The 20,337-nt window shown below is 74.2% G+C and carries 18 protein-coding genes and 3 tRNA genes; 15 read left to right on the top strand and 6 right to left on the bottom strand.

The genetic code is table 11. The features are described from left to right. The first annotated feature begins 77 nt into the window (after positions 1-77). The 5 genes from ACFXDE_RS12120 (at position 78) to ACFXDE_RS12140 (ending at position 6,906) form a co-directional block, all read left to right on the top strand. Positions 78-1,022, top strand: a complete 945-nt coding sequence (locus tag ACFXDE_RS12120; protein WP_380445332.1) for a PAC2 family protein — start codon at positions 78-80, stop codon at positions 1,020-1,022. Between the two features lie 120 nt (positions 1,023-1,142). Beyond that, positions 1,143-2,147: an SGNH/GDSL hydrolase family protein gene (locus ACFXDE_RS12125; RefSeq protein ID WP_380493404.1), complete on the top strand. Its 1,005-nt coding sequence runs from the start codon at positions 1,143-1,145 to the stop codon at positions 2,145-2,147. A 161-nt stretch (positions 2,148-2,308) separates the two neighbouring features. Further along, positions 2,309-3,622, top strand: a complete 1,314-nt coding sequence (locus ACFXDE_RS12130) for a deoxyguanosinetriphosphate triphosphohydrolase (protein WP_380445334.1) — start codon at positions 2,309-2,311, stop codon at positions 3,620-3,622. A 60-nt stretch (positions 3,623-3,682) separates the two neighbouring features. Then, positions 3,683-5,584 carry a DNA primase gene (dnaG, locus tag ACFXDE_RS12135; protein WP_380493406.1) on the top strand — a complete coding sequence of 634 codons (1,902 nt, stop codon included), beginning with the start codon at positions 3,683-3,685 and terminating at the stop codon, positions 5,582-5,584. A 140-nt stretch (positions 5,585-5,724) separates the two neighbouring features. Continuing rightward, positions 5,725-6,906 (top strand): sigma-70 family RNA polymerase sigma factor, encoded by a 1,182-nt coding sequence (locus tag ACFXDE_RS12140; RefSeq protein ID WP_380493408.1) that lies wholly within the window; start codon positions 5,725-5,727, stop codon positions 6,904-6,906. Positions 6,907-6,915: 9 nt separating this feature from the next. Here the strand turns inward: ACFXDE_RS12140 and ACFXDE_RS12145 are convergent, their stop codons facing one another. The 4 genes from ACFXDE_RS12145 to ACFXDE_RS12160 all read right to left on the bottom strand — a co-directional run bounded on the left by ACFXDE_RS12145 (position 6,916) and on the right by ACFXDE_RS12160 (position 11,722). Then, positions 6,916-7,944 (bottom strand): helix-turn-helix domain-containing protein, encoded by a 1,029-nt coding sequence (locus ACFXDE_RS12145; protein ID WP_380493410.1) that lies wholly within the window; start codon positions 7,942-7,944, stop codon positions 6,916-6,918. A 427-nt stretch (positions 7,945-8,371) separates the two neighbouring features. Then, positions 8,372-9,775 carry a glutamate decarboxylase gene (locus ACFXDE_RS12150; protein WP_380493412.1) on the bottom strand — a complete coding sequence of 468 codons (1,404 nt, stop codon included), beginning with the start codon at positions 9,773-9,775 and terminating at the stop codon, positions 8,372-8,374. Between the two features lie 103 nt (positions 9,776-9,878). Continuing rightward, positions 9,879-11,312: an FGGY family carbohydrate kinase gene (locus ACFXDE_RS12155; protein WP_380493414.1), complete on the bottom strand. Its 1,434-nt coding sequence runs from the start codon at positions 11,310-11,312 to the stop codon at positions 9,879-9,881. Between the two features lie 116 nt (positions 11,313-11,428). After that, entirely contained in the window at positions 11,429-11,722 is a 294-nt protein-coding gene (locus ACFXDE_RS12160; RefSeq protein WP_380445340.1) for a hypothetical protein, read from the bottom strand. Positions 11,723-11,965: 243 nt separating this feature from the next. Between ACFXDE_RS12160 and ACFXDE_RS12165 the strand changes: the two genes are divergently transcribed. Both ACFXDE_RS12165 and ACFXDE_RS12170 read left to right on the top strand, forming a co-directional pair. Further along, a tRNA-Asn gene (locus tag ACFXDE_RS12165) sits at positions 11,966-12,038 on the top strand. A gap of 62 nt (positions 12,039-12,100) precedes the next feature. After that, positions 12,101-12,173 (top strand) — tRNA-Asn (locus ACFXDE_RS12170). A 134-nt stretch (positions 12,174-12,307) separates the two neighbouring features. On the opposite strand, the gene ACFXDE_RS12175 is transcribed toward ACFXDE_RS12170, so the two are convergent. Both ACFXDE_RS12175 and ACFXDE_RS12180 read right to left on the bottom strand, forming a co-directional pair. Next, entirely contained in the window at positions 12,308-13,054 is a 747-nt protein-coding gene (locus ACFXDE_RS12175; protein ID WP_380445341.1) for a trypsin-like serine peptidase, read from the bottom strand. A gap of 138 nt (positions 13,055-13,192) precedes the next feature. Continuing rightward, positions 13,193-14,053: a hypothetical protein gene (locus tag ACFXDE_RS12180; RefSeq protein ID WP_380445351.1), complete on the bottom strand. Its 861-nt coding sequence runs from the start codon at positions 14,051-14,053 to the stop codon at positions 13,193-13,195. Between the two features lie 197 nt (positions 14,054-14,250). Between ACFXDE_RS12180 and ACFXDE_RS12185 the strand changes: the two genes are divergently transcribed. The 8 genes from ACFXDE_RS12185 to ACFXDE_RS12220 all read left to right on the top strand — a co-directional run bounded on the left by ACFXDE_RS12185 (position 14,251) and on the right by ACFXDE_RS12220 (position 20,335). Continuing rightward, positions 14,251-14,324: transfer RNA gene (locus ACFXDE_RS12185), tRNA-Ile, on the top strand. A 271-nt stretch (positions 14,325-14,595) separates the two neighbouring features. Beyond that, the gene (locus ACFXDE_RS12190; protein ID WP_380445342.1) at positions 14,596-15,555 is read left to right on the top strand and encodes an SPFH domain-containing protein; all 960 of its coding nucleotides are present in this window, start codon (positions 14,596-14,598) and stop codon (positions 15,553-15,555) included. 14 nt (positions 15,556-15,569) lie between these two features. Then, on the top strand, positions 15,570-15,794 hold the full coding sequence (locus tag ACFXDE_RS12195; protein ID WP_380445343.1) for a hypothetical protein: 225 nt from the start codon (positions 15,570-15,572) through the stop codon (positions 15,792-15,794). A gap of 40 nt (positions 15,795-15,834) precedes the next feature. Then, positions 15,835-16,464 (top strand): GPP34 family phosphoprotein, encoded by a 630-nt coding sequence (locus ACFXDE_RS12200; protein ID WP_380493416.1) that lies wholly within the window; start codon positions 15,835-15,837, stop codon positions 16,462-16,464. Positions 16,465-16,706: 242 nt separating this feature from the next. Continuing rightward, positions 16,707-17,609, top strand: a complete 903-nt coding sequence (locus tag ACFXDE_RS12205) for an ABC transporter ATP-binding protein (protein WP_380493417.1) — start codon at positions 16,707-16,709, stop codon at positions 17,607-17,609. Between the two features lie 31 nt (positions 17,610-17,640). Further along, on the top strand, positions 17,641-18,390 hold the full coding sequence (locus ACFXDE_RS12210; RefSeq protein WP_380493419.1) for an ABC transporter permease: 750 nt from the start codon (positions 17,641-17,643) through the stop codon (positions 18,388-18,390). Continuing rightward, a complete protein-coding gene (locus tag ACFXDE_RS12215; protein WP_380493544.1) occupies positions 18,387-19,676 on the top strand; it encodes a sensor histidine kinase in 1,290 nt (429 codons plus the stop codon). Before ACFXDE_RS12210 ends, ACFXDE_RS12215 begins: the two co-directional genes overlap by 4 nt. A gap of 11 nt (positions 19,677-19,687) precedes the next feature. Further along, complete coding sequence (locus ACFXDE_RS12220) at positions 19,688-20,335, top strand: response regulator (RefSeq protein ID WP_380445347.1); 648 nt, start codon at positions 19,688-19,690, stop codon at positions 20,333-20,335. The last annotated feature ends 2 nt before the right edge of the window (positions 20,336-20,337 follow it).

Below are 20,337 nucleotides of genomic sequence, written 5' to 3' on the forward strand. Positions count from 1 at the left end.
CGCCGCACGCTGGAGACGACGAGAAGGGCGAACAGCCGGGTCCGCCGGGACGAGCAGAGAACGGGGTTGGGTGCGCGGTGCGTGATTTCCAGGCGCTGTACGAGCTGGATCAGCAGGGCGTGGCCGCCGTGGCCGCGGCGAACGCCGAGCTGAGCGACACCGGTGCGGGCCTCGTGCTGCTCCACCACTTCGAGGGCTTCATGGACGCCGGCGAGGCCGGCGGGCAGGTGGTGGACCACCTGCTGGAGTCGGGGTCGCCGCAGGTCGTCGCCCGCTTCGACCACGACCGCCTGGTGGACTACCGGGCCCGCCGCCCGTCGATGGTCTTCGACCGCGACCACTGGACGTCGTACGACCCGCCGGAGATCCTGCTCCAGCTGGTGCGCGACGCCGCAGGCGCGCCGTTCCTGCTGCTCAGCGGCCCCGAGCCGGACGTCGAGTGGGAGCGCTTCGCGGGCGCCGTCCGCGAGCTGGTGGAGCGCTTCGAGGTCCGGCTGAGCCTGGACTTCCACGGCATCCCGATGGGCGTGCCGCACACCCGCCCGGTCGGCCTGACGCCGCACGGCAACCGGCTCGACCTGGCCGCCGACCACCCGCAGTGGTTCGAGCAGGCGCAGGTCCCCGGCAGCGCGCAGGCGCTGCTGGAGTACCGGCTCGCCGAGTCCGGCCACGACGTCCTGGGCTTCGCCGTGCACGTGCCGCACTACGTGGCGCGCTCGGCCTACCCGGCGGCCGCCGTGCTGATCCTGGAGGCCGTGCAGTCGGCCACCGGCCTGGTGCTCCCGGGCACCGGACTGCGCCGCCGGGTGGACGAGGTCCACGCCGACATCGAGGAGCAGCTGTCCCAGGGGGACGGCGAGTTGCGGTCCGCGATCCGCGGCATGGAGGGCCAGTACGACGCCGTGGCGGGCGCGGAGAGCCGGGAGAGCCTGCTGGCGGAGCCGGTCGACCTGCCCTCGGCGGACGAGCTGGGCCGCCGCTTCGAGCAGTTCCTGGCCGAGCACGAGCGCGGCACGGAATAGGGAATAGCGGGACAGCCGACCGGGAGTCATCCGGCGCCCGCCGTTCGTTGGCCCCTGCGGTGCCCGGGGGACGGGTCGCCGCAGCGAGACGACTGCTGCCCCCGGGGGGATGCTTTGCCAATGACGACACGCCCGGCCGCCGCCGTGACGGCCGCCGGGCTGGCCGCGGTGCTGCTCGCGGCCTGCAGCTCCGGGAGCGGGTCGGACGGCGCGTCCGGGAAGGGCTTCGCGGGCGCGCTGCCCGCTCACGCCCCGGCGACGCCCACGGCCACGCCGACACCCACGCCGACGCCGACTCCGCTCCCCGCCGGGCCCTACGTGGCGCTCGGCGACTCCTACACCGCCGGCATCAAGATCGCCCCGCAGGTCGGCGACCCGAAGGGCTGTGACCGCTCCGGGGTCAACTACCCGTCCCTGGTGGCGAAGGCACTCGGGCTGGCACCCGGCCAGTTCCAGGACGTCAGTTGCAGCGGCGCCCGCACCGGCGACCTCACCAGCCCCCAGCAGACCGACGGCGGCGCCAACCCGCCCCAGCTGGACGCGCTCACCCCGGCCACCCGCCTGGTCACGGTCGGGATCGGCGGCAACGACGCGGGCTTCATGGAGGTCGTCACCCAGTGCGCCAAGGACAACCTGGTGGACGCGGTGAAGGGCCTCGTCGGCAGCGGGCGCGCCGCCTCGCCCTGCCGGGACCGCTACGCCGCCGGCGGCACCGACGAGGTGCAGCGCAAGGTCGACGCGGCCGGTGACCGGCTCGGCCGGGCCCTGAAGGAGATCGCGCGCCGCTCCCCGCAGGCCCGGGTGTACGTGGTCGGCTACCCGGCCCTGCTCCCGGCCGACCCGGCGAGCTGCGGGCCGGTGCTCGGCAGCACCCTCGCCCCCGCCGACCTCGGCTTCCTGGTCGAGAAGGAGCAGCAGCTCAACGGCATGCTCCGCAAGCGCGCGGAGAGCGCCGGCGCGGTCTTCGTGGACGCGGCCACCCCCTCCGCAGGGCACGACATGTGCGCCGGTGGGGCTCGCTGGGTGGAGCCGCCGTTCCCGGCCCCGGGCCTCGCGGCGATCCACCCGAACGCCAAGGGCCAGGAGGCGGTGGCCGCCGTCGTCCTCAAGGCCGTCAAGGGCTGAAGAGGGCCGAACAAGGCTGAACAGGGCTGAAGTGGGCCGAAGGGCCGAAGGGCCCGAACGGCAGGGCACGGCGCGTACGCAAAGGATTCACGCCCCGGTCCGCGCCCCTTCGCGCGCGGCACACCCCGCGTGTCGGAGGCGCGGCGTACGGTGAAGCCCATATGGACGACACTGCGCACCGCCCCGCCGCCGCCCCCGACCCGTACGACCACGCCGCGGAGGCCCGCTGGGTCCCCGAACCCGACAAGCGTCCCGGTCGCACGGCCTTCCAGCGCGACCGCGCCCGGGTGCTGCACTCGGCCGCGCTGCGCCGCCTGGCCGGCACCACGCAGGTGGTCGCCCCGATGCGCAGCGACTTCCCCCGCACCCGGCTCACCCACTCCCTCGAATGCGCGCAGGTCGGCCGGGAGTTGGGCGCGGCCCTGGGCTGTGACCCGGACCTCGTCGAGACGGCCTGCCTGGCCCACGACATCGGCCACCCGCCCTTCGGCCACACCGGCGAGGAGGCCCTCGACCAGGCCGCCGAGGCCTGCGGCGGCTTCGAGGGCAACGCGCAGTCCCTGCGCATCCTCACCCGGCTGGAACCCAAGCGCTTCGCCCCGCAGGACGAGCAGCCCGCCGCCCGCCTCGCCCCCTGGCCGGGCCGCAGCGTCGGCCTCAACCTGACCCGCGCCGCCCTCGACGCCGCCACCAAGTACCCGTGGACCCACGGCGCCCACCCGGGCGACCCGGCCTCGCCCAAGTACGGCGTCTACGCCGACGACCTGCCGGTCTTCCGCTGGCTGCGGGCGGGCTCCCCGGCCGGGCGCAAGTGCTTCGAGGCCACCGTCATGGACTGGTCCGACGACGTCGCCTACTCCACCCACGACGTCGAGGACGGCCTCCAGGCCGGGCACATCGACCCCGCCGCGCTGCGCGCCCCCGGCGAGCGCGAGGAGCTCTTCAAGGTCGCCGAGCGCTACGCCCGCGACGCCGAGCCCGAGGAGCTCGCCGCCGCCCTCGACCGGCTGCTCGCCCAGGAGTGGTGGCCGCGCTCCTACGACGGCACCGCGCGCGCCCGGGCCGGCCTGAAGGACCTCACCAGCCAGCTGATCGGCCGCTTCTGCCTGGCCGCCGAGCAGGCCACCCGGGCCCGCTACGGCCCCGGCCGGCTGACCCGCTACGCGGCCGAGCTGGTGGTGCCGCGGGACGTCCGGCTGGAGTGCGCGGTGCTCAAGGCGGTCGCCGTCCGCTACGTGATGCAGCGCGACGAGCAGGCCCAGTTGCGGGCCCGCCAGCGGATCGTGATCGCCGAGCTGGCCTACGTGCTGACCGAGCGCGCGCCCGAGGGCCTCGACCCGGTCTTCGCCGCCCAGTACCACGAGGCCGAGGACGACCGGGCGGCCCTGCGGACGGTCATCGACCAGATCGCCACCCTCACCGACGCCTCGGCGCTGGCCCTCCACGCCAAGCTCGTCGGCGCCGCCTGGAAGTAGCGGAGGGAACGGGGGGATCGCGCCCGCCGGAAACCCCGGCCACCCCAGTAGACTTCCGGGGTGGCCGGGCGGATCAGGGACGAAGACGTGCAGGCGGTGCGCAGCGCACTGCCCATCGACGCGGTGGTCGGCGACTACGTACAGCTGACCAACGGTGGCGGCGGCGAGTACAAGGGCGTCTGCCCCTTCCACGACGAGAAGTCCGCCTCCTTCTACGTGAACCCCGCCAAGGGCGTCTTCCACTGCTTCGGCTGCCAGGAGAACGGCGACACCATCGCCTTCCTGATGAAGATCGAGCACTTCACCTTCGCCGAGGCCGTCGAGCGGATGGCCGCCCAGGCCGGCATCACCCTGCGCTACGAAGAGGGCGGCTACAGCCCCCGCCACCAGCAGGGCGAGCGCACCCGCCTGGTCGAGGCGCACAAGGTGGCCGCCGCCTTCTACCAGGAGCAGCTGGCCTCGCCGGAGGCGGAGATCGGCCGCCGCTTCCTGGCCGAGCGCGGCTTCGACGAGGAGTCCGCCCGGACCTTCGGCGTCGGCTACGCCCCGGCCGGCTGGGAGCACCTGGTCCGCTACCTGCGCGGCAAGGGCTTCTCGGACAAGGAGATCCTGCTCGGCGGCCTGGCCTCGCAGGGGCAGCGCGGCGGCCTGATCGACCGTTTCCGGGGCCGGCTGGTCTGGCCGATCCGGGACATCGCGGGCGAGGTGGTGGGCTTCGGCGCCCGCCGGCTGCGCGAGGACGACAACGGCCCGAAGTACCTGAACACCCCCGAGACGCCGATCTACAAGAAGTCCCACGTGCTGTACGGCATCGACCTGGCGAAGAAGGAGATCGCCAAGTCCGGCCGCGCGGTGGTGGTCGAGGGCTACACCGACGTGATGGCCTGCCACCTGGCGGGCGTCACCACGGCGGTGGCCACCTGCGGCACGGCCTTCGCCGAGGACCACATCAAGATCATCCGCCGGCTGCTGATGGACACCTCCCAGTACCGCGGCGAGACGGTCTTCACCTTCGACGGCGACGCGGCCGGCCAGAAGGCCGCGCTGCGCGCGTTCGAGGACGACCAGAAGTTCGCCGCCAAGACCTCCATCGCGGTCAGCCCGGGCGGCATGGACCCGTGCGAGCTGCGGCTGGCCAAGGGCGACGACGCGGTCCGCGAGCTGATCGACAACCCGGTCCCGCTGTTCGAGTTCGCGCTGACCTCGGCGGTGGCCCGGCACCGGGTGGACACCCCGGAGGGGCGGTCGGCGGCGCTGGAGGAGGCGGCCCCGATCGTCGCCAAGATCAAGGACCGCTCGATCCAGCACGAGTACGCCGTCCGCCTGGCCGGCATGCTCGGCATCCTGGACGAGCCCTTCGTCGTCCGCCGGGTCTCCCAGCTCGCTCGCTGGGACCGCGAGCGCCAGCAGAACCCGCGCGGCGCCGCCCAGCGCCGCCCGGAGTCCGAGCAGGTCCGCCCGGCCCGGCCCGCCTTCGTGCTGAACCCGCGCGACCCGGCCCAGTTCGTGGAGCGCGAACTGCTCAAGCTGGCGCTCCAGCACCCGGACCTGGTCAGCCCGGCCTTCGACCACTACGGCGAGGACGAGTTCCCGACCGCGCCCTACACGGCCGTGCGGCAGGCGATCGCCAAGGCCGGCGGCGCCGCGTACGGGGCGACCCTGCCGGACTTCACGAGCGCGGTGCGCGAGGCGGCCCCGGACGACCGGGTGCGCTCGCTGGTGACCGAGCTGATCGTGGAGCCGGTGCGCTCGCGCCGCAAGGCGGACGCCGTCTACGCGGGGGAGTTCCTGGTCAAGCTGCGCCTGCTGGCCGTCGACCGGCGGATCGCCGAGGTCCGCGGCTACCTCCAGCGGCTCGGCCCGCGGGCCGACGCCGAGCAGCAGCACGCGGTGCAGACGGAGCTGTGGCAGCTCCAGCAGTACGGGCAGCAGCTGCGCAGCGGGGGCGCCGCGGCGCTCTGACGCGGGCGCGGGCGGCGCGCGGGGCGCGTCCAGAAAGTCGGCGCACGAGTCTCGGCCACGGAGCGTGGCGTACCGCACACTGGAGGGCGTCCCAGCACCGTACAGCGCGGGTCCGCCAGAGTCGCGCGCGCCCCGAGGGGATGCCCGTGGACCAAGGCCTTGCCGCGACCTCCAGTCCGACCGACAGACCGAATCCCCCCGCGCCGCCCGCCGGCCCGGTGCCGATCCCCTGCGAGGAGGCGGACCACGGCCGGGCCGGCGCCCCGCCCCCGGACGGTGCCCGGGTGCCCGCCCAGGGCCGGCCGGAGGGCCACCCCGAAGCCCCGGACGTCCCGGTGCCCGTGGCCGGGGCGGCGACGGAGGTCGATCCCGACGAGGAGCCCGACGACCGGAGCCGTCCCGACACCGGGGGCTCGGCCGCGGACCTGCTCCGCCAGTACCTCCGCGAGATCGGCCGGATCCGGCTGCTCAACGCCGCCGAGGAGGTGGAGCTGGCCCGCCGGATCGAGGCGGGCCTGTTCGCCGAGGAGCGCCTGCACCGCGAACCCCCGCCGCCCGACCCGCTGGCCGACGAGCTGGACTGCCTCGTGGTGCTCGGCCGGATCGCCAAGCGCCGCCTGATCGAGGCGAACCTGCGCCTCGTCGTGTCCGTCGCCAAGCGCTACGTCGGCCGCGGGCTGACCCTGCTGGACCTGGTCCAGGAGGGCAACCTCGGCCTGATCCGGGCGGTGGAGAAGTTCGACTACGCGCGCGGCTACAAGTTCTCCACCTACGCCACCTGGTGGATCCGGCAGGCGATGAGCCGGGCCCTGGCCGACCAGGCCCGGACGATCCGGGTGCCGGTGCACGTGGTCGAGCTGATCAACCGGGTGGTCCGGGTGCAGCGGGCGCTGCTCCAGGAGCGCGGTGTCGAGCCGGGCGCGGGCGACATCGCGACGGCGCTCGAACTGACGGAGGAGCGGGTGCGCGAGCTGCTCCGGCTGGCGCAGGAGCCGATCTCGCTGCACACCCCGGTGGGGGAGGAGGACGACGTCGCGCTCGGGGACCTGATCGAGGACGCCGACGCCGCCTCGCCCGCCGAGTCCGCGACCTTCCTCCTGCTGCGCCAGCACCTGGAGGCGGTGCTGGCCACCCTCGGCGAGCGCGAGCGCCAGGTGGTCCAGCTCCGCTACGGGCTGGACGACGGGCGCCCGCGCACGCTGGAGGAGATCGGCTCGGTGTTCGGGGTGACGCGCGAGCGGATCCGCCAGATCGAGTCGAAGACGCTGGTCAAGCTCCGCGAGCACGCCTTCGCCGCGCAGCTGCGCGGGTACCTCGACTGAGCGGCGCCGCTACGACACGGCCGTGGGAGCGGCGGACGGGCTCGCGGTGGCGTCGGCCGTGGGACTCGCCGTGCCCCCGACCCCCGGGGGCGGCGAGGCGGGTCCGACCGGGATCGGGGTGGACGCCACCATGCCCGCCGGGTCGGACATCGGCGCGATGCACAGGTTGCCCTCGGGCTGGTGCCCGCAGACCTGGAAGGTGACGGCCGGGTCCGCCGCGCTGAGCATCAGCGAGTAGTTGTCGTAGCCGTAGTGGATCAGCGCCTGCTCGCTCTCACCGGTGCTGCTGGTGATGGTCGCGTAGTCCTGCGGCTGGCCTTCGTTGATCGCCGCCCACACGGCCTGGCACTTCTGGCTGTAGCGGAGGTAGATGACGACCTTGCCGATGACGTCGGACTGCAGCGTGCGGGCGTCCTTGCCGCAGCCGGTGTCCTTGGGGTTCTTGTGCGCGCAGCCCATGGCCTGGCAGGTGGGGTCGGACGAGACGGGCTTGGCGGGCACCGTCACGGGGGCGGAGGAGGTGCCGGGGTCGGCGAGGGGCGTCGACGGATTGTCGTGCCGGGTCGCCCGCAGGCCCACCAGGACCAGGACGAGGGCCACCACGGCCGCGCAGGCCAGCAGCGGGGCGGGGCGCCGCCACCAGGCCGTGGCGGGTTCGGGCTCGCCGGCCGGGAGGACCTCGACCGGTTCGGCGGTGTCCTGGACGCCGACGACCCGCGGAGCGTCCGCGTCGGCCTCGGCGGCCGTGTCCTGCGCACCGGCTTCCGCGTCGGAGGGCCCGGCCGCGGCGTGCTGCCAGAGCGCCCGCAGGGCGGGCCCGTCGCACTCGACGGCCCCGATCAGCGCGTCCAGGGCCTGCTCGGTGATGACCCGCTTGCCGTTCAGCCAGCGCTCCCAGGAGGCCCGGCTGTAGTGGGTCCGGGTGGCGAGCTCGGACAGCGAGAGCCCGGCGGCGTCCTTGAGCGTGCGCAGTTCCTCGGCAAGGCTTCGAGCGGGCCCGGTCAGCTCCTCGGGCAGTTGCTTCCAGGCGGAACCCATGCGGCCCTTCCATGCAATCGAGACGGTGGATCGGGAGGATCGATCGGGGGGAGCTCCGGGTGAGGGGGGCTCCGACCCCGGGCCGTTCGGGTGTCTCCGCTTCTCCAACCTCAACCTTCGGCCGTCCCAAACCCCAGGTCCTGGCGCTGAGACGGACCGAAGTGTCTCACAACCCCCGGGGACGCTCGAACAATCGTGTCTCCGTCGTGCACAGTTCTCTAGCCGGTGCGGTTCGCCCACCGGACGCTTCGTTCGGACGCGGACCGTTCAGCGGTCGTCCGTCCGACACCCAGGTCCCGGTACCCCCACCGTCCGGGGCAGCCTCGCGGGGGGAGGCTGCCCCGGACGTACCGGGACGCACGACGGGGAGGGCGCTCCGGCGCCCTCCCCGTCGTGGCCGTTCACTGGGAGGTCCGGCGGGGACGGTTCAGTGGTGGAACCCCGTCCGGGCCGGCACCCCGAGCTCCTTCAACGGGACGGGCTGGCGCCGCAGCTCGGGCAGCAACCGGCCGAGGTCGGCCAGCAGCAGGTCGGCGAGGTCGCGGGAGAAGCCGTTGCGGCACACGACCCGCAGCACCGACAGGTCCTCCCGGTTCGCCGGGAACGTGTACGCGGGCACCTGCCAGCCGCGCTCGCGCAGGCGCCGGGACACGTCGAACACGTCGAAGGGGACGCCGTCGTCCGTGGTGACGGCGAACACCGGCAGCTGGTCGCCGCGGGTGAGCAGCCGGAAGCCGTCGAGCTCGCCGATCCTCCCGGACAGGTAGGTCGCGACCTCCCGGGACGCGCCCTGGACGGCCCGGAAGCCCTCCCGGCCGAGCCGCAGGAAGGTGTAGTACTGCGCGACCACCTGGGCGCCGGGCCGGGAGAAGTTGAGCGCGAAGGTGGGCATCTCGCCGCCGAGGTAGTTGACCCGGAAGACCAGCTCCTGCGGCAGCGCCTCGTGGTCGCGCCACAGCGCCCAGCCGACGCCGGGGTAGACCAGCCCGTACTTGTGGCCGGAGGTGTTGATCGAGGCGACCCTGGGCAGCCGGAAGTCCCACACCAGGTCGGGGTCGAGGAAGGGCGCCACCATGCCGCCGGAGGCGCCGTCCACGTGCACCGGGACGTCGAGGCCGGTGCGCCGCTGGAGCTCGTCCAGGGCCGCGCAGATCTCGGCGACCGGCTCGTAGGAGCCGTCGAAGGTGGAGCCGAGGACGCCGACGACGCCGATGGTGTCCTCGTCGCACAGCTCGACCGCGCGCAGGGCGTCGAGGTGGAAGCGCTCGCCCTCCATCGGGGCGGTGCGCGCCTCGACCTCCCAGAAGGTGCAGAACTTCTCCCAGCACACCTGGACGTTGACGCCCATCACCAGGTTGGGCCGGGCCCCGGCCGCGTAGCGCTCGGCGTTGCGGCGCATCCAGCGGCGCTTGAGCGCGAGGCCGGCCAGCATGCAGGCCTCGCTGGAGCCGGTGGTGGAGCAGCCGACGGCGGCGTCCGGGTCGGGGGCGTGCCACAGGTCGGCGAGGATCGCCACGCAGCGCCGCTCCAGTTCGGCGGTCTGCGGGTACTCGTCCTTGTCGATCATGTTCTTGTCCAGGCACTCGGTCATCAGCCGGGTGGCCTGCGCCTCCATCGAGGTGGTGACGAAGGTGGCCAGGTTGAGCCTGGCGTTGCCGTCCAGCATCAGCTCGTCGTGGATCAGCTGGTAGGCGGTGTCGGCCGGGACGGGGCCGTCGCCGAGGCGGTGCAGCGGCGGAGCCAGCTCCATCGCGCCGAGCGGGTCGGCGGTGGCCACGAACGGGCTGATGCTCAGCCGGCGGTCGTCGCCGGCCCCCTTGTGCAGCGCCATGGGTGCCTGTCGCCCTTCGCTCGGGTGGCCGTGTCCCGTCCCACGCTGCCACCGGGGGCGGGCTGACGCACCTTCATCGGGCGGATCCGCGGAGCCGGACGGCTCAGGCGGCCGTCTCCGGGTGGATCCGCTCCCGGGCGGCCCGGTACTGGCGCAGCACCGCGGAGCCGATCGCCAGGTCCTGGTCGCCCTCGGGCTCGACGGTCTCGGCCCCGGCGAGCTCCCACTGCGGCGGCCCGGGCGTGCCGGCCAACGCCCAGGCGGCCTGCCGGGCGGCCCCGCGGGCGGCGTGGGCGCCCGGCGGGGGGATGACGACGGGGACGCCGAACACCAGCGGGGCCACGTGCCGGACGGCGGGCAGCCGTCCGGCGGTGCCGAGCAGGAACACCCGCTTGATCCCCACGCCCTGGGCGCGCAGGACGTCCAGGGCGTCCGCGATGTTGCAGAGCATGCCCTCGACGGCGGCCCGGGCCAGGTGCTGCGGGGCCATCGACTCGGCCCGCAGGCCGGACAGGGTGCCGGCCGCGTGCGGCAGGGCGGGGGTCCGCTCGCCGTCCAGGTAGGGCAGCAGGACGAGGCCGTACGCGCCGGGGGAGGAGTGCAGGGCGAGGTCGCTCAGCCCGTCGAGGTCCTGGCCGAGCAGGGCGGCGGTGGAGCGGAGGACCTGGGCGGCGTTCAGGGTGGCGACCATCGGCAGGTGGTGGCCGGTGGCGTCGGCGAAGGAGGAGACCAGCCCGGTGGCGTCCACGACGGCCCGGTCGTGCACCGCGAAGATCGTCCCGGCGCTGCCCAGCGAGACCACCGCGTCGCCGGGGCGCAGGCCGAGGCCGAGCGCGGCGGCCATGTTGTCGCCGGTGCCGGCCGAGATCAGCAGGCCCTCGGGGGTGTGCCCGGCGGGCTCGGCGGGGCCGAGGACGTCGGGCAGCTTCAGCTCGTGGCCGAGCGCGAGCTTCACCAGGTCCTGCCGGTACTCGCCGGTGATCGGGGACCAGTAGCCGGTGCCGGAGGCGTCGCCCCGGTCGGTGGTGCGGCGCTTGGGGCTGCCGAGCAGCTGGGAGACCAGCCAGTCGTGCGGCAGCAGCACCTCGGCCACCCGGCGGGCGTTGGCGGGCTCGAACTCGGCCAGCCAGCGCAGCTTGGCGATGGTGTACGTCGGCCCGGGGACGGCGCCGATCGCGGCCGTCCAGGCGGCCGGGCCGCCGAGGGCGTCGAGCAGCTTGGCGGCGGCCCCGCTGGAGCGCGGGTCGTGCCAGAGGATCGCGGGCCGCACCAGCACGCCGCCCGCGTCGAGGCCGATCATGCCGTGCTGCTGCGCGCTGACTCCGATCGCGCGGACGCCCTCCAGCAGGCCGCTGGCGGCCGCGTCGCCGAGGGAGTGCAGCCAGACCTGCGGGTCGGCCTCGCCGGCCCGGGTCTCGGTGCCCTCGGGGACGGGGTGCGGAGCCTTCCCGGAGCGCAGCACGGCACCGGTCTCGGCGTCGCACGCGACGATCCGGGTGCGACTGGTCGAGCTGTCTATCCCCGCGACGATGGCCATGTCGAGATCATGCCTCAGCCCGGCCCGGGACGCGTCCGGACCGGGGAGGCCTTTGCCCGTTCGGTACCCGGGGGGCCTGTCTTCGGCCCCCCGGACACCCGGGCTTCACCGGGGTGTCACGGCCGGAAGGTACCCCAGCCGTCGTCCTCCGGGCGGGCCCGGTTGAAGTACGGCACCCGGTCGGTCACGGCGGCCGGCAGGTGGTCGCCGACCCGGTCCGCGACCGCGCCGGCGGCCTTCCCGGCCACCGCGCCGGCCTGCTGCCTGGCCCGGTCCGTCGCGCCCTGGACCTTGGGGCTCCGGGCGATCTGCCGGGTGACCTTGGCGATCTGGTCGTAGCGTTGGCGCCCGGCCCGGGAGCCAAGGACGTAGCCGGCCGCGAGTCCGACGGCCAACGACAGCTTCCACATGATCGGATTCCACCCTCTCCTGGCGGCCTTCTGCCGCATTGCCCTACCCGTCCGTCGGGACGGTGAACCGTCCGCGTCCCCAGCATCCCCGGGGGGTGCGCCCGGCGCGCGCGGGGCACGCCGCACGGGGCTCCGGGGCGGCGGGGGAAAGCGATTGGCGGACCACCCCCCCGAGTGCGCTAATGTATGTCCCGCAGCGAACGCCGAGGAGCCCGGGGAACCGGGGGCCGGAGCGGAAGCCGATCCCCCATAGCTCAATTGGCAGAGCAGCCGACTGTTAATCGGCAGGTTATTGGTTCGAGTCCAATTGGGGGAGCTCCGGAAGCGGTCCCTCGGGGTCCGTTCTTCCGTCCGTGGTACGGCAGTTGTGTACCGCGATCCCGCATAGCTCAATTGGCAGAGCAGCCGGCTGTTAACCGGCAGGTTTTTGGTTCGAGTCCAAATGCGGGAGCTGCACCGGGTGCGCCCGGTGACTGCTCAGAGCGAAGGCCCCTCGGACGACCGGGGGGCCTTCGTGTTTCCCGCCCCCGTGTCGTCTCCGTCACACCGAGCTCTGTCACCCCGGGCCCCGTCACCCCCGGGCCGTCAGGCGGTCGCCTGCTGGTACAGGTCGGAGACCCGGCCGTCGAAGGTGATGCTGTACGACGTGCCGGGGGTGTCCCCGCCCTCCTCGTAGCCGCCGATGACGCCGACGACCGTCCCGCCGGGGGTGACCCACGGGCTGCCGCTGGTGCCGTCGGTGTAGCCGCCGCAGTCGAAGCGCTCCTGGGTGGGGCTCTGCGAGCGGGTCCGGACCGAGCAGGTGATCGGCTCGTCGCGCTCGTTGGGGTAGCCGGTGACCGACACGTCCAGCCCGAAGCCCTGGCCGGTGGCGAGCCGGTTGCCGCCGACGGCGTCCTCGACCTCCCGGCCGTCGACCGGGCGGACGGTGATGAACGCCACGTCGTACTCGGGATCGTCGTCGTCCGCCCAGCGGGGGTCGACGGTGATCGACTGCACCGGCCAACTCCCGTAGGGGGAGTATCCGTTGCGGTAGCCCGGGGTGAACACCAGGCCGTCCAGCAGGCCGACCCTGCGGTTGTGCACGCAGTGCGCGGCGGTCACCAGCAGGTTGTGCCCGGGGCTCTGGACGACGCTGGCCGTGCAGGCCCGCGGGCCCTGCGGGGTGCGGACCGAGAGGGTGCCGATGCGGTCGCGGGCCGCGCTCTGCTGCGCGACCTCGGCGGTGGGCGCCTGGTCCGTCCCGGCGCAGGCGGTGCCGGCGGCGAGCAGCAGGGCCGTCAGCGCGGCCGTCCGTGCGGCGCGCGCGGGCCGTGCCGGGCGGGGGGCCATCGGGGCTCCGTCTCGTTCCTCGGGGCGGGTGCGGGTCCTTCGATCCGCCGTTCGTGAGGAAGATCTACCAGGCCGCGCGCGGCAGCGCCACTGCCGGTCGTTCGATCACACCGCGGCGGGGCGCCCGGACCCGCCCGGCTACTGGGTCGCGCGGTCGTAGAGCGCCTGGACGCGGTCCCCGAAGTAGCTGGTGTACGAGATGTCGGGGTTGTCGCCGCCCTCCTGGTAGCCGCCGATCACGCCGACCACCGTGCCGGTCCTGGTGCTCGGGTCGAAGTCGGTGACCCACGGGCTGCCGCTGGTGCCGCCGGTGTAGTCGGGGCAGTCGATCCGCAGCTGGGTGGGGCTCTGTTCGACGGTGTTGTTGGCGCAGGTGATCGGGACGTCGCTGGTCCCGGGGTAGCCGGTGACCCGCACGGGGAGCTGGTAGCCGAGGTCGACGCCCAGTTTGTTGGCGCCGAGCACCTGCTGCACCTGCTGCCCGTTCTGAGGCCCGACGACGGCGAAGGCGACGTCGACGTCCGGGTCGGCGTGGTCCTTCCAGCCGTCGTCGACGGTGACGGCCACCAGCGGCCAGATGCCGCTCGGGGTGTCGCCGTTGCGGTAGCCGGGCACGAAGACCAGGTCGCTGCGCTGGCCGAGCTTCGGGTCCCAGACGCAGTGCGCGGCGGTGACGACGAGGTTCTGGCCGGCGCTGTCGACCACGCTGGCGGTGCAGAAGTGGTCGCCGTCCGCGTTGCGGGTGAAGACGGCGCCGACCAGGCCGTTGAGCACGGTGGGCCGGGCGGTGCGGGTGATCCCGGTGTGCTTGCCGATCGCGCCCTTGAGGCGCTGGCGGCTCCAGCCGTGGGCGCCGTCCGACGTGGCGGACGAGGCACCGGGCGAGGCCGGGGCCGAGGTGACGGTCGGGGCGCCGGCGCCGGGCCGGGCCGCCGTGGTGCAGCCGGCCGCCGCCAGCAGCACCAGCACGGTGCCCGCCGCCACTCCCGCCTCACGCATCGTCACCCGCTCAGGCTGCCCGCCCGCCGCCGCGCGTGCCAACCGGACTGGTCCGCACGGAAACCGCGTGCACGCCTGCGCACCCCATGTGCGCCCCCGGCGCGCACCGCGGGTGATCGACCGGCTATGCTGCCCGGGACGGCCTTTCGGGGCCGTCTGCTGCTGCCGTGGCCGACGACCGGCGCGCGCGGCGAACCGGGGCGGTAGCTCAGCCGGTTAGAGCAGGGGACTCATAATCCCTTGGTCGTGGGTTCGAGTCCCACCCGCCCCACCCAGATCGACCGGCCCATCGGGCCGCGGGGTCGCTGACCTGCGAGAACTGTAGGCGAACGGCGACCGTCCGGCGGTGATTACACGCCGAAGTTCACCCGCTCGGTAAGGGCCCGGGAACGTTTCGCTGACGTTCCGGGCGCCTGAGCAGCGCGTTTGCGGTCTCTCGGCCGCCACCTCCCGTCGTTCCGTTCCGGCCCCTGGCCCGCTTGCGCGAAAAGTGATATCACTTTGATTGCTAGGCGGAATCACTCGCTGGAGGAGCCGGTCCCATGACCACACCGCGCATCCCCGTCGACGTCGACGACGAAGACGGCCCCGTCCTGGACCTCCCGGTCCCCAAGATCACCGAACGCCTCATCACCCCCCGTGCCGGCCTGCCGGTCCTCGGGGCCGGCCTGCTCGGGCTGGTCGCGGGCGCCGCCCTGGTCATCGTCGGCGGCGTGCAGATCGCCGGCGGCACTAAGGGCCTCGGCACCGCCCTGGTGGTCGCCGGGCCGGTGCTCGCGCTGGCCTCGCTGGTGGTGCTGGCCGGCCTGACCGTGGTCTCGCCCGGCGAGGCCCGGGTGGTCCAGCTGCTCGGCGACTACCGCGGCACCATCCGCACCGAGGGCCTGAGCTGGGTGAACCCCTTCACCAGCCGTCGCCGGATCTCCACCCGGATCCGCAACCACGAGACCGAGACCAGCAAGGTCAACGACGCCGACGGCAACCCGATCGAGATGGCCGCCGTCGTGGTCTGGCAGGTCGAGGACACCGCCAAGGCCGTGTTCGAGGTCGACGACTACACCGACTTCGTCGCCATCCAGACCGAGACCGCCGTCCGGCACATCGCCGGCAGCTACCCCTACGACGCCCACCGCGAGGGCGAGTTGTCGCTGCGCGACGGCGCCGAGGAGATCACCCGCAAGCTCTCCGCCGAGATCGGCGCCCGGGTCGTGTCGGCCGGCGTGCGGGTCGTCGAGTCCCGGATCACCCGGCTCGCGTACGCGCCCGAGGTCGCCCAGGTGATGCTGCAGCGCCAGCAGGCCGGGGCCGTGGTGGCCGCGCGCAGGCTGATCGTCGAGGGCGCCGTCGGTATGGTCGAGGAGGCCCTGGACCGGCTGGCCGAGCGCGACGTCGTCGAACTGGACGAGGAGCGCAAGGCGGCCATGGTGAGCAACCTCCTCGTGGTGCTCTGCGGAGACCGCGGCACCCAGCCGGTCGTGAACACGGGCTCCCTCTACCAGTAAGGAGCGGCGCGGCGTTGGCGACCGAGCGGAAGAAGATCCTGCTGCGCCTGGACCCGGCGGTGCACGACGCGCTGGCCCGGTGGGCGGCGGACGAACTGCGCAGTGCGAATGCACAGATCGAGTTCCTGCTCCGCCGAGCCCTCACCGACGCGGGGCGGATGCCCAGCGGTGCGGCGACGCTTCCCCGGCGCGGCCGACCGCCCAAGGAGAGCCCGGAGGACGGCCCCGACGCCGACTGACCGGGCGGCCCACCCAACCGTCCCCAGCCTGGAGCCCACGATGGACGTGCCCACCACCCTCCCGGAGAAGCTGTACCTGCTGGCCTACGACCCCGAGCGCGGGCGGCACACCGGCACCCTGAACCTCGACCCGGCCCTGCGGGCGGCGGCGCTCACCGAACTCCTCCACCGCGGGCTGATCCGCGACGACGGCCGGCACCCGGTCGGCGTCGACGGCGCGGCCGACGGCCTCGACCCGCTGTCCGCCCGGCTGCTGGAGCAGATTCGCCAGGGACGCCGGCGCAGCTGGAAGAGCTGGATCGGGCGCCAGGGATTTCCGTCGCACATGGTTCGCGACGGGCTCGCCGCCGACGGCCGGATCCGGGTCGAGAAGCGCCGGGTCCTCGGGATCTTCCCGGTCGCCCGGGTCACCCTGCCGGAGCCCCGGGTGCACAAGGCGTTGGCCTCGGGCATCACGTCGGCGCTGAAGGGCCCGCTCAGCCGGGTCGACCGGGCCGACGCCGCCCTGGTCGCGCTGGCCGACGGCGCCCGGCTGGGCTCGGTCCTGACGTGGCGCCGGCGCCGCGAGTTCCGGGCCAGGATCGACAAGCTGGCCCCCGTCACCGGCCCCATCCGGCGCGCCCTGCGCCGCGCGGTCGACGCACGGAACTCGGACGGCGGGGCGGGCTGACCCGACCGCACGACCGCACGACCGCACGACCGCTCGACCGTGAGCCCGGCCGCCGATCCGGCGGCCGGGCTCCGTGCTGTCCGCCCCCGGCGCCGCCACCCGCCATCCACCGATCGGTTGATCGGCGCTCCACCGCATCGTCCGAGCGATAGGACCGGCTGGTCGATCCGCCGCAAGGCCCCCGCGCGGGAAGCTCGTTGTGAGCCGGGGAGCGCCCGGGACGAACGGGAGGGAGCGGCACGATGGCCGTGATCGAGGTGGCGGGCCTGCGGAAGGCGTACGGGCGGCGCCAGGTGCTGGAGGACGTGTCCTTCACCGTGGAGCGCGGCGAGGTGTTCGGCCTGCTGGGCCCGAACGGCGCCGGCAAGACCACCGCCGTCGAGTGCTGCGAGGGCCTGCGCCGGGCCGACTCCGGGACCGTCCGGGTGCTCGGCCTGGACCCGGTCCGCGACGCGCACAGGCTGCGCCCCCGGATCGGCATCCAGCTCCAGCAGGCCCAGCTGCAGGGCGCGCTGCGGGTCGGCGAGGCGCTGGAGCTGTACGCCGCCCTCTACCCGAAGCCGCGGGAGCCGCGCGAGCTGCTCGACGAGTGGGGGCTGGCCGGCGAGGTCCGGACGCCCTTCGACAAGCTCTCCGGCGGCCAGCGCCAGCGGCTGTTCATCGCCCTCGCGCTGGTCGGCGACCCGGAGGTGGCGTTCCTGGACGAGCTGACCACCGCGCTCGACCCGCAGGGCCGTCGGGACACCTGGGAGCTGGTCCGCCGGATCCGCGACAACGGCGTGACGGTGGTGCTGGTCTCGCACTTCATGGACGAGGTCGAGGCGCTCTGCGACCGGGCCGCCGTCCTGGACGGCGGGCGGATCGTCGCCGCCGGCACCCCGGCCGAGCTGGTCGCCCGCTCCGGCACCGGTGGCACCCTGGGCTTCCGTCCCACCGCGCCGCTGGACACCGCCCGGCTGGCCGCCCTGCCCGGGGTCACCGCCGTCGAGGAGCGGGACGGCCGGATCGAGGTCACCGGCACCGGGGACTTCGCCGACGAGGTGACCGGCCTGCTCGCCCGCGAGGGCATCGTCGTCACCGGCCTGCGGATCCGCGAGCACAGCCTCGACGACGCCTACCTCGCCCTCACCCGCCACCACGCCTGAGCCACCGCACTCCAGAAACGGACCCACCGCCATGAACCACACCGTCCACGCCGTCCGCCGGCTGGCCACCGTCGAGGCCCGCCTGTTCCTCCGCGACCCGCTGACCGCGTTCTTCAGCCTGGCCTTCCCGGTCCTGCTGCTGGTCGTCCTCGGCTGCATCCCGGCCCTGCGCCGCACCTCGCCCGACCTGCACGGCATGAGTACCATCCAGCTGTACGCGCCGATCCTGGCCGTCTTCACCCTGCTGCTGCTCGGCCTCAACGGCCTGCCGTCGCTGCTCTCCGCCTACCGCGAGCGCGGCGTGCTGCGCCGGATGTCGGCCAGCCCGGTCCGCCCGGGGCTGCTGTTCGGCGCGCTCGTGCCGATGTACGTCGGCATCGCGACCGTCTCGGTGCTGCTGGTCGTCCTCGGCGGGCTGGCCCTCGGGGTGCCGCTGCCGCGCCAGCCGCTGGGCTTCCTGCTGGCCTTCGTGCTCGCCGCCGCCGCGATGATGTCGGTCGGCCTGCTGATCGCCTCGTTCGTCCCCTCGGCCAAGGCCGGCAACGCGGTCGGCGCCCTCGCCTTCTTCCCGATGATGTTCTTCTCCGGGATCTGGCTGCCCCGCGACATGTCGCCCGCGCTGCTCGACCGGATCGGCGACTTCACCCCGAGCGGCGCCGCCGTCCAGGCCCTCCAGGACTCCTGGAACGGACACTTCCCGCACGCCGTGGGCCTGCTCACACTCGCCGCGTACGCGGTGCTCGCGGGCGCCGCCGCTGCCAAGCTGTTCCGGTGGGAATGATCAAGGAGCCGGCCGCGGACGAGAACACCCTCGGCGACTGGCAGCACCGCCTGGACCGGCTGATCGGCCCGCTGTGCTACGTCGCCCTGCTGATCGCCCTCGCGCTGGCCCTCCTGGTCCCGGTCCCGACCGCGCGCTCCGCCGCCGCCACCCTCCCGGCGGCGGCCGCCGCGTTCCTGTGGCTGGTGCTGCGCTCCGCCCTCGACCGCCGGCCGGTCCCGGACGGGCGCGCCCGCTGGGCCGGTGCCCACTTCGCCGTCCTGCTGGTGCTGATCACCGTCCTGGTGCTGGACAACCCGTACTTCGGGTTCTTCGCCTTCACCGGCTACCTGCACGCCGCCCGGTACCTGCGCGGCCGGGCCCGGATCGCCGGCGCGGCGGCCACCACCGTGCCGAGCGCGCTCTCCCAGACCGGCGGGGTGCTGCCCGCCGGCGCCGCCCAGGTCGGCGGGCTCCTCGCGGTCATGGCCTTCAACCTGGTGGTCGTCGGCGTGATCCTCGCGCTCAGCGAGGTCACCGACCGGCTGAGCCTGCGCCGCAAGGCCACCAACGCCGAACTCGCCGAGGCCAACCGGCTGCTGACCGAGATGCTCGCCGAGAACGCCGGACTGCACGCCCAGCTCCTGGTCCAGGCCCGCGAGGCCGGGGCCGCCGACGAGCGCCGCCGGCTCGCCCGCGAACTGCACGACACCGTCGCCCAGGGCCTGGCCGGCATCGTCACCCAGCTCCAGGCCGCCGACCTGGCCCGCGAGCAGGACACCCCGGTCGAGCAGTGGCGCCGCCACCTCGACAACGCGGCCGGCCTCGCCCGTGAGAGCCTCACCCAGGCCCGCCGGGCCGTCCACGCGCTGCGCCCGCTGGAACTGGAGCGCGCCGCCCTGCCGGAGGCGCTGGCCGAGCTCGCCGAGCAGTGGCAGGAGCGCAACGGCACGACCGCCGGGCTGACCGTCACCGGCGAGGCCCGCCCGCTGCACCCCGAGGTCGAGGTGACGCTGCTGCGGATCGCCCAGGAGTCGCTCGCCAACGCCGCCAAGTACGCGCGGGCGGGCCGGGTCGGACTGACGCTCTCCTACATGCCCGGCCTCGTCACCCTGGACGTCCGGGACGACGGCGTCGGCTTCGACCCGGCCGCCGAACCGGCCTCCCGCGCCACCGGCGGCGGCTACGGTCTCGCCGTGATGCGCCGCCGCGCCGAGCGCCTCGCGGGCCGGCTCGACCTGGAGACCGAACCGGGCGCCGGCACCACGGTGACCGCGACCCTGCCGGCGATCGGCATCGAGGAATGAGGGGGACCTTCGTGAACGAGGCACCGATCAGGCTGCTGCTGGTCGACGACCACCCGGTGGTCAGGGACGGGCTGCGCGGCATGTTCACCGCCGCCCCCGGCTTCGAGGTGGTCGGCGAGGCCGGCGACGGCGCGGAGGCGCTGCCGTTGATCGCCGCGCTGCTCCCGGACGTCGTGCTGATGGACCTGCGGATGCCGCGGATGGACGGCGTCACGACGATCCGCACGATGGCCGAGCGCGGCCTGACCAGCCGGGTGCTGGTGCTCACGACGTACGACACCGACGCGGACGTGCTGCCCGCCGTCCGGGCCGGCGCCACCGGCTACCTGCTCAAGGACGCGGCCCGCGAGGAGCTCTTCCACGCCGTCCGGGAGGCCGCCCGCGGCGCCTCGGTGATCGCGCCGACGGTCGCCGCCAAACTGCTCGGCCAGGTCCGCGAGCCGGTCCGGGAGGCGCTCAGCCCGCGCGAGGTGGAGGTGCTGGAGCTGGTCGCCTCCGGCGCGACCAACCGGGAGGCCGCGGCCCGGCTGTTCATCAGCGAGGCGACGGTGAAGACCCACCTCATCCACATCTACACGAAGCTCGACGTCAAGGACCGCGCGTCCGCCGTCGCCGCCGGCTACAACCTGGGCCTGCTGACGCCGACGCCGCCTCGGTAACC

It is taken from the genome of Kitasatospora sp. NPDC059408 (genome assembly GCF_042751525.1).
In the GTDB taxonomy this organism is placed as follows: domain Bacteria; phylum Actinomycetota; class Actinomycetes; order Streptomycetales; family Streptomycetaceae; genus Kitasatospora.

Bases quoted from the DNA above. Each gene is read 5' to 3' on its own strand.
- ACFXDE_RS12125 (WP_380493404.1), top strand. From the start codon at position 1,143: ATGACGACACGCCCGGCCGCCGCCGTGACGGCCGCCGGGCTGGCCGCG.
- ACFXDE_RS12130 (WP_380445334.1), top strand. From the start codon at position 2,309: ATGGACGACACTGCGCACCGCCCCGCCGCCGCCCCCGACCCGTACGAC.
- ACFXDE_RS12140 (WP_380493408.1), top strand. From the start codon at position 5,725: ATGCCCGTGGACCAAGGCCTTGCCGCGACCTCCAGTCCGACCGACAGA.
- ACFXDE_RS12145 (WP_380493410.1), bottom strand. From the start codon at position 7,944: ATGGGTTCCGCCTGGAAGCAACTGCCCGAGGAGCTGACCGGGCCCGCT.
- ACFXDE_RS12150 (WP_380493412.1), bottom strand. From the start codon at position 9,775: ATGGCGCTGCACAAGGGGGCCGGCGACGACCGCCGGCTGAGCATCAGC.
- ACFXDE_RS12155 (WP_380493414.1), bottom strand. From the start codon at position 11,312: ATGGCCATCGTCGCGGGGATAGACAGCTCGACCAGTCGCACCCGGATC.
- ACFXDE_RS12160 (WP_380445340.1), bottom strand. From the start codon at position 11,722: ATGTGGAAGCTGTCGTTGGCCGTCGGACTCGCGGCCGGCTACGTCCTT.
- ACFXDE_RS12175 (WP_380445341.1), bottom strand. From the start codon at position 13,054: ATGGCCCCCCGCCCGGCACGGCCCGCGCGCGCCGCACGGACGGCCGCG.
- ACFXDE_RS12180 (WP_380445351.1), bottom strand. From the start codon at position 14,053: ATGCGTGAGGCGGGAGTGGCGGCGGGCACCGTGCTGGTGCTGCTGGCG.
- ACFXDE_RS12190 (WP_380445342.1), top strand. From the start codon at position 14,596: ATGACCACACCGCGCATCCCCGTCGACGTCGACGACGAAGACGGCCCC.
- ACFXDE_RS12200 (WP_380493416.1), top strand. From the start codon at position 15,835: ATGGACGTGCCCACCACCCTCCCGGAGAAGCTGTACCTGCTGGCCTAC.
- ACFXDE_RS12205 (WP_380493417.1), top strand. From the start codon at position 16,707: ATGGCCGTGATCGAGGTGGCGGGCCTGCGGAAGGCGTACGGGCGGCGC.
- ACFXDE_RS12210 (WP_380493419.1), top strand. From the start codon at position 17,641: ATGAACCACACCGTCCACGCCGTCCGCCGGCTGGCCACCGTCGAGGCC.
- ACFXDE_RS12215 (WP_380493544.1), top strand. From the start codon at position 18,387: ATGATCAAGGAGCCGGCCGCGGACGAGAACACCCTCGGCGACTGGCAG.